Source organism: Paenibacillus sp. MZ03-122A (assembly GCF_024213325.1).
Classification (GTDB): domain Bacteria; phylum Bacillota; class Bacilli; order Paenibacillales; family Paenibacillaceae; genus Paenibacillus; species Paenibacillus polymyxa_B.
In genome coordinates this window covers 363370-379250 of sequence record NZ_JANAVI010000001.1, presented here as the reverse complement: position 1 = coordinate 379250, position 15881 = coordinate 363370, and the positions used below count along the sequence as shown (strand labels likewise).

14 protein-coding genes are annotated in these 15881 nt (G+C 47.3%); 1 reads left to right on the top strand and 13 read right to left on the bottom strand.

Annotated elements, in window-relative coordinates; translation table 11 throughout:
* Positions 1–10: 10 nt before the first annotated feature.
* From NLX74_RS01805 to NLX74_RS01775, 7 genes are all read right to left on the bottom strand, one after another.
* Positions 11–409, bottom strand: coding sequence for an FxsA family protein (locus tag NLX74_RS01805; protein WP_013309596.1), 399 nt, complete (start codon positions 407–409; stop codon positions 11–13).
* Positions 406–924, bottom strand: coding sequence for an acyl-CoA thioesterase (locus tag NLX74_RS01800; RefSeq protein WP_235307971.1), 519 nt, complete (start codon positions 922–924; stop codon positions 406–408). The genes NLX74_RS01805 and NLX74_RS01800 overlap by 4 nt, the downstream gene beginning before the upstream one ends.
* 134 nt (positions 925–1058) lie before the next feature.
* Positions 1059–2348 carry a pectate lyase gene (gene pelA, locus NLX74_RS01795; protein WP_235307970.1) on the bottom strand — a complete coding sequence of 430 codons (1290 nt, stop codon included), beginning with the start codon at positions 2346–2348 and terminating at the stop codon, positions 1059–1061.
* Positions 2349–2637: 289 nt separating this feature from the next.
* Positions 2638–3480 carry a phosphate ABC transporter ATP-binding protein PstB gene (pstB, locus tag NLX74_RS01790; protein WP_061828683.1) on the bottom strand — a complete coding sequence of 281 codons (843 nt, stop codon included), beginning with the start codon at positions 3478–3480 and terminating at the stop codon, positions 2638–2640.
* Positions 3481–3497: 17 nt separating this feature from the next.
* Positions 3498–4394, bottom strand: a complete 897-nt coding sequence (gene pstA / locus NLX74_RS01785; RefSeq protein WP_023987910.1) for a phosphate ABC transporter permease PstA — start codon at positions 4392–4394, stop codon at positions 3498–3500.
* Complete coding sequence (pstC, locus tag NLX74_RS01780; RefSeq protein WP_013370343.1) at positions 4394–5326, bottom strand: phosphate ABC transporter permease subunit PstC; 933 nt, start codon at positions 5324–5326, stop codon at positions 4394–4396. Before pstC ends, pstA begins: the two co-directional genes overlap by 1 nt.
* A 106-nt stretch (positions 5327–5432) precedes the next feature.
* Complete coding sequence (locus NLX74_RS01775) at positions 5433–6356, bottom strand: phosphate ABC transporter substrate-binding protein (RefSeq protein ID WP_235307968.1); 924 nt, start codon at positions 6354–6356, stop codon at positions 5433–5435.
* Between the two features lie 207 nt (positions 6357–6563).
* Here NLX74_RS01775 and NLX74_RS01770 point away from each other — a divergent pair, with 207 nt between their 5' ends.
* A complete protein-coding gene (locus NLX74_RS01770) occupies positions 6564–7460 on the top strand; it encodes a LysR family transcriptional regulator (protein WP_235307967.1) in 897 nt (298 codons plus the stop codon).
* Between the two features lie 96 nt (positions 7461–7556).
* Here the strand turns inward: NLX74_RS01770 and pyk are convergent, their stop codons facing one another.
* The 6 genes from pyk to NLX74_RS01740 form a co-directional block, all read right to left on the bottom strand.
* The gene (gene pyk, locus NLX74_RS01765) at positions 7557–8987 is read right to left on the bottom strand and encodes a pyruvate kinase (RefSeq protein ID WP_023987907.1); all 1431 of its coding nucleotides are present in this window, start codon (positions 8985–8987) and stop codon (positions 7557–7559) included.
* Between the two features lie 125 nt (positions 8988–9112).
* Entirely contained in the window at positions 9113–10096 is a 984-nt protein-coding gene (locus NLX74_RS01760) for an acetyl-CoA carboxylase carboxyltransferase subunit alpha (protein ID WP_220027477.1), read from the bottom strand.
* Complete coding sequence (gene accD, locus NLX74_RS01755; RefSeq protein WP_013309586.1) at positions 10097–10990, bottom strand: acetyl-CoA carboxylase, carboxyltransferase subunit beta; 894 nt, start codon at positions 10988–10990, stop codon at positions 10097–10099.
* A 180-nt stretch (positions 10991–11170) separates the two neighbouring features.
* Entirely contained in the window at positions 11171–11359 is a 189-nt protein-coding gene (locus tag NLX74_RS01750; RefSeq protein WP_013309585.1) for a hypothetical protein, read from the bottom strand.
* Positions 11360–11512: 153 nt separating this feature from the next.
* Positions 11513–12010 carry a phosphatidylglycerophosphatase A family protein gene (locus NLX74_RS01745; RefSeq protein WP_023987905.1) on the bottom strand — a complete coding sequence of 166 codons (498 nt, stop codon included), beginning with the start codon at positions 12008–12010 and terminating at the stop codon, positions 11513–11515.
* Positions 12011–12177: 167 nt separating this feature from the next.
* On the bottom strand, positions 12178–15852 hold the full coding sequence (locus tag NLX74_RS01740) for a DNA polymerase III subunit alpha (protein ID WP_254327780.1): 3675 nt from the start codon (positions 15850–15852) through the stop codon (positions 12178–12180).
* Between the last annotated feature and the right edge of the window lie 29 nt (positions 15853–15881).

Here is a 15881-nt window from a genome sequence, read left to right as displayed (position 1 = left end):
GCAGCTCACGTCAAAACCGCCGAAACGTAATACTGCCGTTCTTCATTTTTTTCTCCAGCCACTTCAATAAAAACCGTCGGTACAACGCTCGTGTTAAAGGAAACACCAACGTAAAACCAATAATATCTGTTAAAAATCCAGGGATAAGCAGCAAACTCCCACCGAAAAAGACACATAATCCATCCAGCATTTTACGGCCGGGCATTTGTCCCCGGTTCATTTCATTTTTCGCATCGGCAATCACCTTACGACCTTCAAATTGCATCATGGCAGCCCCGATTAGGGTCGTCAGAATGATGAGTAAAATCGTTTTGCCCGCTCCAATCCAGTGACTTACCCATATAAACCCGTACAGCTCCGCCAAAGGAATGAGCAGCAGCAACAGCCACAGACGTTTACGCATCATCATGACTTCTGTCCCTCCCCGCCTGTAAAAGCAAACCTTAATGCAGTGTACAGCTCAGGTAGCGCCTGATCCAGTCGAACGGGCTTCCATTCGGTGTTCAACCATACGTGCCGTGTCATCCCTGTGACAAGCAATTCTCCCGGCAGCGTGTCTGCCTGGGTCCATACCTTTCCCATATACCTTTGATGCTCATCTTCCGTTACCCGTCGAACCTCATAGATATAGTTTAGACGTAATCTGGAGAAGTCCGTAATTGCAGTATAAATGGTAATTAAATCATCATATCGAGCAGGACTCGCATATTTCGCATTGATTTCAATAACTGGCAGCAAGACTCCTCGTTCCTCCATACTCCGATAGTTAAAACCCGCCTGTCGGATCATTTCGGTGCGCCCGATCTCAAACCAGTTCAAATAATTCGCATGATATACGACCCCCATCTGGTCGCTTTCCTGATAACGGACGCGTAGCGGTGCGCCATACCAGCGTAATTCCGTTTGTTTCTCCTCTTGAGTCATACAAGCTCTCCTATCTTTGTGCATCTTTATCTCTATTTTGCCCTCTCTCCATTAAACCATATTTACAGCCCGGGAACAAAAAGAGGGCAGACCGAACGGTCCGCCCTCTCCAATCATATATAATAATGCCTTTATTATTGTGGCAACGGCTTGGACAGTTTATAATATCCGCTATCCGAAGCCAGCTTGAGCAAGCTCTTAGCCTGGCTTCCCGCCCAGGCGTAACCAAGTCGTCTTTCCTCACTAATTTTCATGATGTCGGTATACTTTTTGCCATCCCGGTCTGAAAAGAAATATTTATTGTCTTCCACGTTATAGAACCGATACCACATTACGCTCGATGCGTCCTTTTGGAAAAACTCCGGACCTTGACGATTGTATTTGATACCGTCGATTCGGTTCGCGTCAAACCATTTCAAAGCACTCTGAGCCGCTTTTTTCACTTCAGCGGTTTGCGGCTGGGACATGAGAAAAGCAGTAATGCCTACTGATTCTGTAGTTGTTTTGGAAGGTAACTCAAATGCCCGGGCTTCAACAGATGCATAAGTAGCCGGATCGTGCTGTGCCCCCCAAATTGTTGGTGTACCATTATTTACAATTTGAGATTTAATTGTGTACTGGATACCTTTGTTTAGCGCTTGCTGAAGTCTGGAGCGGTAAGAGTTATCCAGAATATCGCTATCAAACGGCTGCTTCTTGTTCACAATATCGTCAGCCAAAACCATAACTCTGACCATCGCATCATCATTATAAGTTACAGCATCGGAATAATTACCACGTTTAGGGTATACTTGAGGCCAGCCACCTGAGGAATATTGAGAGGTTAGTACGAAGTCGACTGCTTTTTGTACACTGTTCTTAATATCTTTATTTTTGGTTTTTTTGTATACATCCGCTAAAAAACGAATCTCGGTTGTCGTGGCCTCGTTATCAAACGTTCCGAGTTCAACACCATCCTTGCTTTTCCATGTGGAGCGTGCAGCTTTGCCATCCCATTTAGATTTATAATTCTTTTCCATAGCTTTGAAGAATCCGCCATGCGGCAATTGCCAGGATACAATATTTAAGGCAAGCGTCGTATCCTTGGATATATTCCCCGTAGAAAACTTGCTAAAGTCGCGCATTTTGTTCAGGAGGCTGTCTGTATTCACAACAGCGGTTGGCTTCGCCACAGCCGACAGCCCAAATAATGGCTCACGATCCAAAACACCTGAATTTACATCACCGCCATAAACGTCCCGTCGCACAGCTGAATCTGTGGTAAGTTCATAAGAAGCAGTCGCCGATTCACGTCCTGAATCATATGTAGTCGGCACCATCTCCTGTGCCGCAGCCCATGAGGGACTTAGGAGTCCTGACGTTACTGTAATTGCCAAACTTGAAAGCGCTATCATCTTTACGGTTGGACACATCTTCTTCTTCATTTGAACCCTCTCCCTTATTTTGATTTGGGTAATTGTGTTCAGTTTAACCCTATTTACTCTTGCAGAAGATTCTTTTTGATAGCGAGGGGAACTAAACCACTATTTATGCATGATAAATAGTTAGTTGTATTATATGAAAATATACCCAAACGATCAATATATTTTAATTTACTAATAGATTAAAAAAGTTACAAAATGTTGAACACAATAAAAATCCTCTTACTAATGCTGGATTAGTAAGAGGATTTTACGTGCAGCTCATATATAGTAGGTCGATGAGCAACATCGCTTAACCAAATCGACCCATGATGTACTCCTGAGTAAGCTCATTTTCAGGATTCGTGAAAATATCGTTCGTTTTCCCATGTTCAACCAGACTTCCAATATAAAAATAAGCAGTATAATCGGAAATTCGTGCAGCCTGCTGCATATTGTGCGTCACAATAACGATGCGCAGTTCTTTTTTTAATTCGGTGATGAGCTCTTCTACCTTGCCTGTAGACACAGGGTCCAGCGCGGAAGCTGGCTCGTCAAGCAATAGAATTTTCGGCTGAACGGATAGTGCACGTGCAATGCAAAGCCGCTGCTGTTGCCCGCCAGACAGCGCCAGAGCGGAATCGTGAAGGCGATCCTTGACCTCATCCCATAATGCTGCTTTACGCAGGCTGCTTTCGACGATTTCATCAAGCTGTTTCTTCTTGCGCACCCCACGGTATTTGGGACCGAAGGCGATATTATTGTAAATGGATTTGTAAAAAGGATTGGGACGTTGCCACACCATGCCAATTTGCTGACGCAGCTTGATCACGTCCGTTTCCGGTGCCGTCAAATCCTGTCCATCCATCCAGATATGTCCCGTTGTAGAGGAAGACGCAATCTCATCATTCATCCGATTAAGGGAGCGCAAAAAGGTCGATTTACCGCAGCCGGAAGGCCCGATCAGGGCAGTCACTGTCTGTTCCGGAAAGGCCAGATTCACTTTTTTCACAGCCTCAAAGCTGCCATAATAAATACTCAAATCCTCAGTACTGAACGGATGCGGCGGTTGCCCCGCAAGCTGTTCCGAACGCGTAGACTGAACGGATGTTGCTGGTGCGGCGGTTTTTACCGTTCGCGTAATCACATGTTCCATTGTTCTCCATCCCCTTTCTAATCCATACGTTTGGCAGCTGTCAGACGGCGGTATACAACTCTTCCGAACCATCTTGCACTCAAGTTGAATGCAAGCACAAGCAGCACCAGTACGGCAGAAGCGCCTGCAGCAATATCTTTGGAGTCAGGAGCAATCCCCTCACTGTTGACCTTCCAAATATGGACAGCCAATGTCTCAGCAGGTCGCATCGGGTTAATAGGCGATCTGGCATGCAATGGATTCCAATCAGTAAAATCAAGCGGCGGCGTACTCATCCCTGCTGTAAACAGCAATGCTGCGGCTTCCCCGAAAATACGGCCTGCGGCCAAAATGGTACCCGTAATCAAGCTTGGCAGCGCAGCTGGCAACAAAATGGAGGTGATAATTTTCCACTTGGACAATCCAAGCGCAAGTCCAGCTTCCTTTTGCTCCTTCGGCACAGCTCGGAAAGCCTGCTCCGTTGTGCGAACCATCAGCGGTAGGTTAAATACGGCCAAAGCCAAGGCTCCTGATAAGAGGGAAAAACCAAAATCAAACGTATTTACGATAAGTAGTAGTCCAAACAATCCGATGACGATAGACGGGAAGGAGGACAATACTTCGACGACAAGTCGTATAAAGTCCGTAATTTTCCCCGGCTTTGCATATTGCGCCATGTAAATACCTGCGCCCCAGCCAATCGGAATGGTGATAATCAAAGTTAAGATTAACAAAAACACGGAATTAAATAGTTGTGGGCCAATACCACCGCCTGCACGTAATGTTTGGGGAGCACTGGTTAAAAAGTCAAAAGAAATATGACTGACTCCGCGGGCCAAAATGAAGCCCAGTAATCCAACCAAAAGTGCAACAATGAACAAGGCGAAGAAACAGATTACAAATGTAGCGATCTTGTCGGTCGTTTTAGCTTTCATCAAACCCGGTTTCTCCTTTCAAGCAGCCTTACCAGCAGCACGAAAATGAATGTCATGAGCAGAAGAACAAGCGCCATGCTCCAGAGAGCATTGTTATGAACGGAGCCCATCGCTGTATTGCCCATGCTTAGTGTAATGACGCTGGTCAAGGTCGAAGCGGATTCCAGCAAGGAATGCGGTATATGCGGAGCATTCCCGATTACCATCTGTACAGCCAACGCTTCTCCGAAGGCACGAGCCATACCGAGGATAATTCCTGTTAAAAGAGCAGGCAACAGCGTCGGAATAATAACACGGGCAATTGTCTGCCAGCGGGTAGCACCCAAAGCATAAGAGGATTCACGCAGCCCCCCCGGCAAGGAAGACAACGCATCCGCCATAATACTCGTAATCGTCGGCAAAATCATGACTGACAACACTAGGCAGCCTGCCAGAATGCCGATGCCTTGTCCTCCAAACACGTTCCGCAGCAGCGGGACGATCACGGTCAAGCCGACAAAGCCATATACAACAGACGGAATACCGGATAATAATTCAATCGCAGGTTGAAGGATACGTTTACCCGATTTCGGCACGATTTCCGTCATAAATAAAGCCGCACATAAGCTGAGTGGACTGGCAATTAAAGCCGCCAGTATGGTTACTGCAAAAGAACCCGTAATAAACGGAAGCGCGCCGAAGGACTTAGGTTCGCCATCCGGGCTCCATTTGGTTCCAAAGAAAAACTCTCGCAGACTGACCCCATTCACCGCAAATGTAGCTACACCTTTGGAGGCAACAAAATATACGATGGAGACAATGACTGCAACTAAAAAAACGACACAAACCGACGTATATATGCGGCCGGTCCATTCTTCCCAGTAATGTCTTTCTTTCATAACTCGGGATCGTTTATTCTGTTCCATGTATGCCTTCCCTTCAATTGGTTCCATACTGTAACTCCTTTAACCGAAGAATAGAGGCCGGACGCTAGTCCGCCTCTTCTTCGTGAATATACTCGCATTAGCTGCGTTCATCGAACAGGAGGTGTGACTCTCCTTATTTCGTGATATTACCGTCAGCATCACGTTTCACTTGCATACCTGCTACTGGAATGTATCCCAAGTCTACGACATCCGTTTTTTGGATTTCATCTGACAGAATGTAGTCCAGGAATGCTTTCACATGCTCTTTTGGCTCACCTTTAGTGTACATATGCTCGTAAGCCCACACTGGATATTTACCTTGTTCTACATTTTCAACGTTAGCTTCAACGCCATCGTATTTCAAAGCAGTTACTGTGTTGTCGATGTAGGACAGAGCCAGATAACCAATCGCACCCGGTGTTTCAGCAATCAGCTTTTTCACAGTACCGGAGGAATCTTCTTGAATGGAGCCCGGCAGATCTTCCGTTTTTTGTCCCAATGCGTATTTTTCAAATGTTGCACGAGTACCGGAGCTGCTTGGACGGTTTACGATAACGATTTTTTGATCTGCACCGCCAACTTCTTTCCAGTTCGTGATTTTACCTGTAAAGATTTGTACCAATTGATCTTTTTTCAGGTCTGTAACGCCTACTTTAGGATTCGCTACCGCTGACATGGCTACAACAGCTACTTGGTGATCGACCAGCTCATTTGCGCCGCTCTCCAGTTTTTCTTTTGCAAACACGTCGGAGTTACCGATGTCCGCTTGTCCGCCGGAAACCTGAGTCAAGCCAGTACCGCTACCGCCGCCCTGCACTTGAACTGCAATGCCTTTATATTTATCGACAGCCATAAATTTTTGTCCCGCTTGCTCTACCAATGGTTGAAGTGCAGTGGAGCCAACAGCCAGAATGTTTCCTGTCAGTTCGGCAGCTGCTTTATTGTCTGTTCCTGTAGCAGCTTCTCCTTGTGGTGCAGCATTGTTACCTGATCCGCAAGCTGCAAGTGCAAATACCATGGTGAGAGTCATCAGAATGAACGGCCATTTTTTCAACATTTTTTATTGTCCTCCCCTTAGTTAAGTGACGGTTTTTTATTTATGACCATCAACACTTTTACATTGTAGGCCTGGAATGTTAGACGAACGACGTGGTTTTGTAAAACAAATATAAAATATTGATAGATAAATTATTTTTCGGTATATAATTAATCTATAGTTTGAAATTCACATATGAATGACATATAAGGAGAGCTGTTGAATTCCATGAATATTCTAAAATTGCGTATTTTGATGCTGATCGACAAATTCCATAAGGCGACGGATGTGGCCGAAGCTTTGCAAGTTAAACAACCTACCGTCAGCTTTCATATGAAAAGCTTGGAAAAGGAAATGGGTGTTTCTCTATTCTCTCTTCAACAAGGCAGAATTATGCTAACGGAGGCTGGAAAAAAATTATTACCTTACGCAAAGCAGATCATCTCTCTGGAGCAAGAAGCTAGACAAGCTGTAGATGAACTGACAGAAGAGTCTCAGGCGCAATTACATCTGAGTGCAGAGTCGATATCAGGTACGTACCTCCTCCCCACTTTGATGGCTAAGTTTGCTGAGCGGTATCCAGATTGTCGTATTCAGTTGGAGATTCAATCCCCGGATGCAATTAAGCAGCTACTGAAACAGGGGGAAATTGATTTTGCTTTTCTCGACGATAGAGATTCTCTTCCAGAGTATACGGTGGCAGAGCCAGTGGCTTCTGATCAAGTAGGAGTTATCCGTTCTGCATCTGCACTTGCACCTGCATTCAAATTTGAGGAGGTCGATGGACCCGATGTGCTGGACAAGCACACATGGGTAAAATATAGCGGTTCATCAGTTGTAGATCAGTATTCCTCGCTAGTTAAGCCTCATCTGGAAATCAACTCTTGGGAAGCGGTAAAGCAAGTCGTAAGCGGCGGAGAAGCGCTTGCCTTCTTTCCTGCAAGCGGAGTGGATAATAATGAAAATGCTGCTCCCTCGGTGGAATGGCTCCCTTATCCCGAGGCTGATAACCAAAGGAGCCATTATCAAATAAACATCGTGTATCAACAAGATACACACATGAACTTGATGCAACAGGCATTTCTTGATTTCATACGACGAGAAGGACTGGAAATGAAAAGCTAGAGAACATAAAAAAAGAGCATCCAAGTCTTATTGACTTGAATGCTCTTTTGCTTGTTGTAACGATACAGCCTCGGTATTATGTCATGGAGACTTTAATTACGCTTGTGCTGGAACGCAGCTAATTTTGATCAGGTTCGTAGAACCGGAATCACCAAGAGGTACGCCCGCAGTAATTACAACCAAATCGCCCTCTTTAACGAGGCCAGATTTGCGACCGCCTTCCAGTGCGTTGTCAAACAGACTATCTGTTGTGTCAACGACTGGTCTGCCTTGTACTGCATGTACGCCCCAGATCAGAGCCAAACGGCGAACTGTTCTTTCCTGTGTTGTCACAGCAACAATCGGAGCTTCAGGACGGTATTTAGAAATCATACGTGCCGTTGTTCCGCTTTGTGTGGACGTCAGGATCGCTTTGGCATGCAGGTCAAGTGCAGAAATAGAAACAGATTGACTGATTGCTTCTGTAATACTAATTTCTTGAGCCGTTCTTTGTTTCTTGAACAAATCACGGTAGTTCAGAGAGGACTCAGCTTTTTCTGCAATACGTGACATCGTCAGTACGGATTCTACCGGATATTTACCCGCAGCTGTTTCGCCGGACAGCATAATTGCGTCTGTTCCGTCAAAAATAGCATTCGCCACGTCACTTGCTTCCGCACGAGTCGGACGCGGGTTACGTTGCATGGAATCCAGCATTTGTGTTGCCGTAATAACAGGCTTGCCAGCTACATTACATTTGTTAATCATCAATTTTTGCGCCAGAGGCACTTCTTCAGCAGGAATTTCCACACCGAGATCACCACGAGCAACCATCAGGCCATCCGAAGCTTCCAAAATTTCATCCAGGTTGTCAACACCTTGCTGATTTTCTATTTTGGAAATGATTTGGATATGACTTGCGTTGTGTTTCGCCAGCAATTCACGGATTTCCAGAACGTCACTTGCTTTACGAACAAAAGAAGCCGCGATGAAATCAATGTCCTGCTCAATACCGAAAATGATATCATTAGCATCTTTTTCGGTAATACCAGGCAAAGAAATAGCAACGCCTGGAACGTTAACGCCCTTCTTGCTTTTGATCGTTCCGCCATTAACAATGCGGCATTTGATTTCAGTGCCTGATACTTCAATAACGGTGAGTCCGATCAGACCATCGTCGATCAGAATGGTGGAGCCGGGCTCCACGTCCGAGGGAAGATCTTTGTACGTAATGGAAATACGATCTTGCGTACCGAGAATTTCTTCCGTTGTCAGCGTAATGAACTCGTCCTGAACAAGCTCAATAGGTTCAACTTCGAGCTTTCCTGTCCGGATTTCCGGCCCCTTCGTATCGAGCAAAATAGCAACGTTTTTGTTAAGCTCCTTACAAGCTTGACGGATGTTTTTAATCCGGTTGCCATGCTCCTCGAAATCACCGTGAGAGAAATTCAGGCGGGCTACGTTCATACCAGCCAAAATCAGTTTCTTCACATTTTCCAATGACTCACTGGAAGGACCGATGGTACATACAATCTTAGTTTTGCGCATTTGGGTTTTTCCTCCGTTTTCAAAGGTGCTACTCTTTATATCTTTTTCCAACAATTAAATCTACTACACTTTTTCCTATTTGTATAGGAAGTTCGTCATATTTATTGTTACCCGTTTACAGCGTATTACAACATAGGCTCAGATTCCGAAGGTTTTAAGAAGGTGTATTGACCTATTTTTCGGAATTTTTGATACCGATCTTCCCTCAATTCATCGCAGCTCATATTCGTAAGGTCTGCCAAATGACGTTCCAATAGCTCCTTGATTGCGGCAGCAGTCACTTCATAGTTACGATGCGCGCCCCCTTTCGGCTCCGGCACAATATCCTCGATAATTTCCATGCGCAGGAGGTCATTAGCCGTAATCTTCATGGCTTCAGCTGCCTGATCGGCCTTGGAAGCATCTTTCCATAGAATCGAAGCTGCACCGTTTGGAGAAATGGCCGAATAAATGGCATGTTCCAGCATCAGCACACGGTTACCGACTGCAAACGCAAGCGCACCGCCGCTTCCACCCTCGCCGATGACCACACAAATAACAGGCACCGAAAGCTTTGCCATCTCCCGCAAGTTGCGGGCAATCGCTTCCGATTGACCTCTCTCCTCTGCTGTATTACCCGGATAAGCGCCCTTCGTATCAATAAATGTAATAATAGGGCGTTTGAATTTATCAGCCTGCTGCATAAGACGCAAGCCTTTACGAAATCCTTCCGGATGAGCACTACCAAAGAAACGTGCAATGTTATCTTTCGTATCCTTACCACGCTGTTGACCAATGACGGTCACCGGAATACCATTTAGCTTGGCAATTCCGCCCACAACCGCCAGATCGTCTCCAAACAAGCGGTCGCCGTGCAATTCAATAAAGTCCGTAAACACCTGCTCAATCAGATCAAGAGACGTTGGTCTTTGATGATGACGGGCCAAATGCATTTTTTGTGGTGCTGTAATGTTCGAATATATTTCTTCTTCCATCTCGAGATAACGTTCCTCGAGACGGTTGATTTCATCTGTAAAATCAATTTGCTTATCCTGTCCGAATTGCTTGAGTTCTTCGATCTTCTGTCGCATCTCGACCAGGGGCTTTTCATAAGGCAATTCACCAGCCATCTATTCCACCCCTTTCACACTGTGCAGATCAAGCAGTTGCCCGAGGGTATCACGCAGTTCCTTGCGGTGTACAACCATATCCAATTGTCCATGCTGCAAATTAAATTCGGATGTTTGAAAATCATCCGGCAACTTCTGTCTGATTGTCTGTTCAATTACAATACGCCCTGCAAAGCCGAATACAGCTCCTGGCTCCGCGATATTAATATCTCCAAGCGTAGCAAAGCTGGCGGACACGCCACCTGTAGTCGGGTCGGTGATAACAGAAATATACAGCAAGCCCTGCTCATCCAGACGAGCAAGAGCAGCACTTGTTTTGGCCATCTGCATCAAGCTTAAAATACTTTCCTGCATACGTGCCCCGCCGGAAGTTGAGAAAATAATTAGCGGCAGACGCTTGTCTATTGCTTGCTCAATGGCGCGGGTAATTTTCTCTCCTACGACCGAACCCATACTGCCAGTAAAAAAGTCAAAGCTCATCACAGCAACGACAACAGGATGTCCATAAATAAGGCCGTCGCCCGTAACGACAGCCTCTCGCAAGCCAGATTTCAGGGTCTGTTGCTCCAGCTTGCTCGCATATCCCGGAAAATCCAGCGGGTCAACCGAAATCATATCGGCATCATATTCCGTAAACGTGTCTTCGTCGAGCACCATGCGAATGCGATCCATTGCATTCAAACGCATATGGTATCCGCACACCGGACACACTTTCAAATTTTTCTCTAGTTCTTTGCTGTATTGAATACTTCCACATTTGCCACATTTGGTCATAAGACCTTCGGGAATTTCCCGTTTGGGACGATCCGGCATGTCCGCTTGATCGCCGCTCAGCGCCCGTTCCGAAGGGATGGTCGCGTATTTACGCTTCTTTTGGAATAAATCTTTAAACACAACTACACCTCTCCAGCCGTTTATTTGTCAGCCGTAACCGATACAAGGTCCTCTGCCGTCTATGCGGCACCTTTAAGCATTATGTTCATACACACGTCAACGCCTGTTACTAAAACATTACCGCCGATCGTGCATCCTTTGTTCCACTCATGCTGCTGTATCATTTCCGCCGTTCCGGACTCAAGGGCGCAAAATCGAATTAAGCACTTCCTGAATTTCTTCGACTTCACCCGAAGGCACAAGTATCTCAAACTGTTGCTTGGACGCACTGATGGCCCGGGCCTGCACCATAAAACCTTCTTCAGACAGTTTGAGCTTAATCATGTCAGCCAGTCTGGCCGTCGGTGCAATATAAATCACCGTCCACATGCCTTGTTTCTACCCCCTAAGCCTCAAGTTTTGAGCCCATATAATAGACTCATGATAACATACCTTACTTTTTTCCCGCAACAAAAGCCCTCCTGATCATTCAAGTTCCGTCGGAGGGCCTAGAAAATCATCAACTCTGTCTACACAGGTCAATTAAGCGTCCAATGATGCAGGATAATGCTTGGCATGGAGGCTCCGGTGTGCAATGCGCGAAGAAGCAGCGGCAGCTAGTCCGGCGACAAGATCGTCTAAAAACACATGAATACCACTGCCTTTTTGGTTCAGCTGTTCAATAATCCCCGTCTTTTCCTTATCCAGATAACCAAAACTGGTTAAGCCGATCATGCCGTACACACTCGTAATTCCAAGAGCCAGTGTCTCGTCCACTCCGTACAGCGGTTCGTCAGCCTCCATAATGGCTTGCAATGGCTGGGGGAGAAGTTTTTTTTCGGCCAGCTCATCGAGCGCAATACCTGTGAGCAACGTATATTGAACCTCACGCTTTTGCAAAACCGCTTTGACACTGTCTATACATTCTTCCATCGTCAAATGAGGATAATATTTTAGCTGAAGCTGAAAAACAATGTCCGCAATGGACTCGATACGAATGCCTCTGCGATTTAACAAAGTTTCTGCATATTCATAGGACATAATTTCCCTCCCGCTTTCACCGTGCAGTTCTATTCTTTCACCGTACGGGACCTTATGGTGCAGGAGACGTGTTGAATCTCCTGTTCCGCCAGTTTTCCAAGTGTATGCGGGAAGGAAGAAAAATGTTCATTAAACCGTTACAATAAGGGCGGTTTGCTGTGTGCCTATCATTTGACTTTCACCGTACCTTCACCCAACATCGACTCCATTTGATCAAAAAGCTGAGGAGAAGGCTTAATGCTGTAAGCATCGCTCAAAGCCAGCAGACGCTGGTTGCTCTCATAAAAAAGTACGGTAGGCATAGCACCGGGATGCTCCTGTAGCAGTGCCTTGAGACTGACCAGCAAGCTGGCGTCCTCCTCGGCCTGGCGGGTGATTTTGACAAACACCCGCTGACGGGCGGTCGACTCCGAGCTGCGCGGGAGCGGTACCTGCTCACCGCGAGCCGCTTCGGCTCCGCGCGGTGAAGCAGCCAGCACGGGACGGGCCGCCTTCGGCTGAGGCGAAGCAGATGAAGTGGCTGCCGAAGGCGGGGGCGACACGCGCGACGCTCTCCCGCCCGGGCCGCCAGCAGCAGAGCCAGCAGCTGGCACGGATGTTCCAGCGGCGGACGAGCGCGTACTGGCACGTCGGCGCTGGAGGAGCCGGGCCAGCGAGTCTTCTGCCAGCGGGGCGGTCTCATCCGCAAGGAGCTTGAAGTGCTCGTCCTGCTGCTGCATCTTGGCTCGAAGCGTAAGCAAAGCTCCCTTTTCAATCCACTGCTGGCTTCGCTTCCATACCTCAGGAAACAGCACAACCTCACAGCGCTCAATCTGATCCTCCAGCTCAATGAAGGCCATGGCCTTACCCTGCTTGGTCGTAATCGTTTTGAGTGACACTACCATGCCTGCGGTCACAACAACCGTTTCATCTGGCACATCGCCCAGCTCCATCAAACGATCCGCCTCGCTGCTTTCCAACAGCGACTCAAAATCATCCAACGGATGCCCCGATAAATACAGTCCCAGCAATTCGCGTTCCAGCTCTAACTGCTGACTGGCACTGAATTTGGGTACATTGGGATATTCGATATCCCAATTGGGCATTTCCACAAAACCAAACATATCAATTTGCAAGTCATCCCGTTCCTTGCGCCACTTGACGGCTGCATCCACCGTTTCATCCAGCATGGCAAGCAACTGTGCCCGATGACCCGTTAATGAATCAAAGGCTCCTGCCTGAATAAGCGATTCAATCACTCTCTTATTACATACCCGCAAATCGACACGTCGACAAAAATCGAGCAGGCTGTCGAAAGGCCGTTCCTTGCGAACAGCGAGAATGCTCTCCATCGCCTGTGTGCCGACATTTTTAATCGCAGCCAGGCCGAAGCGGATGCCTCCCTGCTGTAAAGGAGTAAACAACACCCCGCTCTCATTCACATCAGGCGGCAACACTGCGATATCCATACGACGGCATTCGACGACATATTCAGCCACTTTCCGATGACTTCCCATCACCGCTGTCAGCATTGAAGCCATGAATTGTACCGGATAATGGGCCTTTAGATAAGCCGTTTGAAATGCTAGCACACCATAAGCAGCTGCATGGGCACGCGGGAAGCCGTAGTCAGCAAAACGGACAATCATATCGTAAACCCTTCCGGCCTCCTCCTCCGTGTATCCCTGTTTGATACTGCCTTCGACAAAATGCCCGCGCTCCAGATCCAACACTTCGCGCTTTTTCTTGGACACAGCCCGGCGCAACAGATCGGCTTCTCCCAGGGAAAAGCCCGCCATGCGTGAAGCAATCTGCATGATTTGCTCCTGATACACAATAATACCGTACGTATCCTTTAAGATCGGTTCCAGGTCAGGATGCGGATAAGAAATCTCAATCTGACCATGCTTGGCCTGTATAAAGTTAGGAATAAAGCCCATCGGGCCCGGACGATACAAAGCCAAGACAGAAATGATATCCTCGAATACACTCGGCTTCAAATCCTTGAGTACCCGGCGTACACCGGCCGACTCCAGCTGGAATACGCCTCCTGTATCTCCTTTGCCCAGCAAGTCATAGGTATGCGGATCGTTATCGGGAATACGATTAAAATCAGGCGTTTCTCCATGCTCTTCCGCAATCCAGTGTATGCACCGTTCAATAATGGAGAGCGTACGCAGCCCAAGGAAATCCATTTTAAGCAAACCAATGCGCTCTAGATTTTCCATCGAGTACTGCGTCAAAGGAACCCCTTCGCTCCCCTCTTGAAGCGGAACCGCATCGGTCAATGGAGTCCGCGAAATGACAACACCTGCTGCATGTGTTGAAGCATGACGAGGCATTCCTTCAACCTTGATCGCCATATCCAGCAGTTCACGTGTCTTGGGCTTCGTTTCATATAGCGTTTTTAGCTCCGGGGTGATTTCCAGCGCATGACGGATATTAATGCCTAACTGCGCCGGAATCAGCTTGGCTGCCTTGTCCACCTCGCCATACGGTACGTTCAATGCGCGACCGACATCACGAACAGCGGCTCTTGCCGCCAACGTTCCAAAGGTAATAATTTGCGCTACATGCTCATTTCCGTATTTCTGCACTACATAGTCGATAACCTCGTCACGCCGTTCATCACTAAAATCAATATCTATATCCGGCATACTGATTCGTTCGGGATTTAGAAACCGTTCAAAGAACAGGTTGTATTTTATCGGATCGACATTCGTGATGTTAAGCACATAGGCAACCAAACTGCCTGCTGAGGAACCCCGCCCCGGTCCCGTTGCAATCTTATGCTTATGAGCGAAGGCAATAAAATCCCATACAATCAGGAAATAATCGCTGAAACCCATACTATCAATGGTATTCAACTCATAGTTTAGCCGTTGGTTCAGCCTTTCCCGTTCCTCCAGTTGCTCCCATCCGGGATCGCTTCCATAGCGACGCTCCAGCCCTTGCACGCACAGATTGCGTAAATAGGACGAAGAGGTCATTCCTTCCGGCAGCGGGCGATATTCAGGCAAAATGGATTGACCGAATTCCAGCTCTAGTTCGCATTTTTCAGCAATACGCACCGTGTTGGCGATGGCTTCTGCCACATGCGGGAATAAACGAGCCATATCCTCCTGACTTTTCAGATACAACTGACGTGTTGGTATACGCAAGCGTTCCTCATCGTCAACTGTCTTCCCTGTCCCGATACAGATCAGAACGTCTTGCACGTCCGCATCTGGCTCAGTCAAGTAATGCACGTCATTCGTCGCCACCAGTGGAATACTCAGTTCCTTCGCCAGTGCGATCAAGAGAGGATTTACACGTTTTTGCTCCGAAAGACCATGGTCCTGAAGTTCCAGATAAAAATCATCGCCAAAAATGTTACGATACCGTTCCGCTGCTCGTCGTGCTTCGGCTTCCCGACCATGCAGTAAATGCTGCGGCACTTCACCGCCCAAACAAGCGCTCAGGCATATGATGCCTTCATGATGGGCAGCCAAAGCCTCCATGTCGATGCGCGGCTTGTAGTGAAAGCCCTCCAAATGGCCGATGGAGCACAACTTCATCAGATTTTGATAGCCTGTTTTATTTTTGGCGAGCAAAATCAAATGATATATGGGCTGATCCTTCCGGCTGCCACGCTCCTTACGCGATCCTGCCGTCATATAGGCCTCACACCCGATAATCGGCTTAATGCCGTTCTCTACACACGCTCTATAAAAAGGAATGGCACCGTACATAACCCCGTGGTCTGTAAGGGCCAGCGCCTTCATTCCGTAAGCTGATGCCTGTTTGACCAACTCCGCGGTACGAGCCGCGCCGTCCAGCAGGCTGTACTCGCTATGAACATGCAAATGCACAAATGAACTCATGCGCTTCTCTTCCTTTCACCGCTTGATTT

Excerpts from the sequence above, each read along its gene's own strand:
- NLX74_RS01750 (WP_013309585.1), bottom strand. The coding sequence starts at position 11,359 with ATGTGGACGGTGATTTATATTGCACCGACGGCCAGACTGGCTGACATG.
- pelA (WP_235307970.1), bottom strand. The coding sequence starts at position 2,348 with ATGAAGAAGAAGATGTGTCCAACCGTAAAGATGATAGCGCTTTCAAGT.
- pstC (WP_013370343.1), bottom strand. The coding sequence starts at position 5,326 with ATGGAACCAATTGAAGGGAAGGCATACATGGAACAGAATAAACGATCC.
- pyk (WP_023987907.1), bottom strand. The coding sequence starts at position 8,987 with ATGCGCAAAACTAAGATTGTATGTACCATCGGTCCTTCCAGTGAGTCA.
- pstA (WP_023987910.1), bottom strand. The coding sequence starts at position 4,394 with ATGAAAGCTAAAACGACCGACAAGATCGCTACATTTGTAATCTGTTTC.
- NLX74_RS01800 (WP_235307971.1), bottom strand. The coding sequence starts at position 924 with ATGACTCAAGAGGAGAAACAAACGGAATTACGCTGGTATGGCGCACCG.
- pstB (WP_061828683.1), bottom strand. The coding sequence starts at position 3,480 with ATGGAACATGTGATTACGCGAACGGTAAAAACCGCCGCACCAGCAACA.
- NLX74_RS01760 (WP_220027477.1), bottom strand. The coding sequence starts at position 10,096 with ATGGCTGGTGAATTGCCTTATGAAAAGCCCCTGGTCGAGATGCGACAG.
- NLX74_RS01805 (WP_013309596.1), bottom strand. The coding sequence starts at position 409 with ATGATGATGCGTAAACGTCTGTGGCTGTTGCTGCTGCTCATTCCTTTG.
- NLX74_RS01745 (WP_023987905.1), bottom strand. The coding sequence starts at position 12,010 with ATGTCCTATGAATATGCAGAAACTTTGTTAAATCGCAGAGGCATTCGT.
- NLX74_RS01740 (WP_254327780.1), bottom strand. The coding sequence starts at position 15,852 with ATGAGTTCATTTGTGCATTTGCATGTTCATAGCGAGTACAGCCTGCTG.
- NLX74_RS01770 (WP_235307967.1), top strand. The coding sequence starts at position 6,564 with ATGAATATTCTAAAATTGCGTATTTTGATGCTGATCGACAAATTCCAT.
- NLX74_RS01775 (WP_235307968.1), bottom strand. The coding sequence starts at position 6,356 with ATGTTGAAAAAATGGCCGTTCATTCTGATGACTCTCACCATGGTATTT.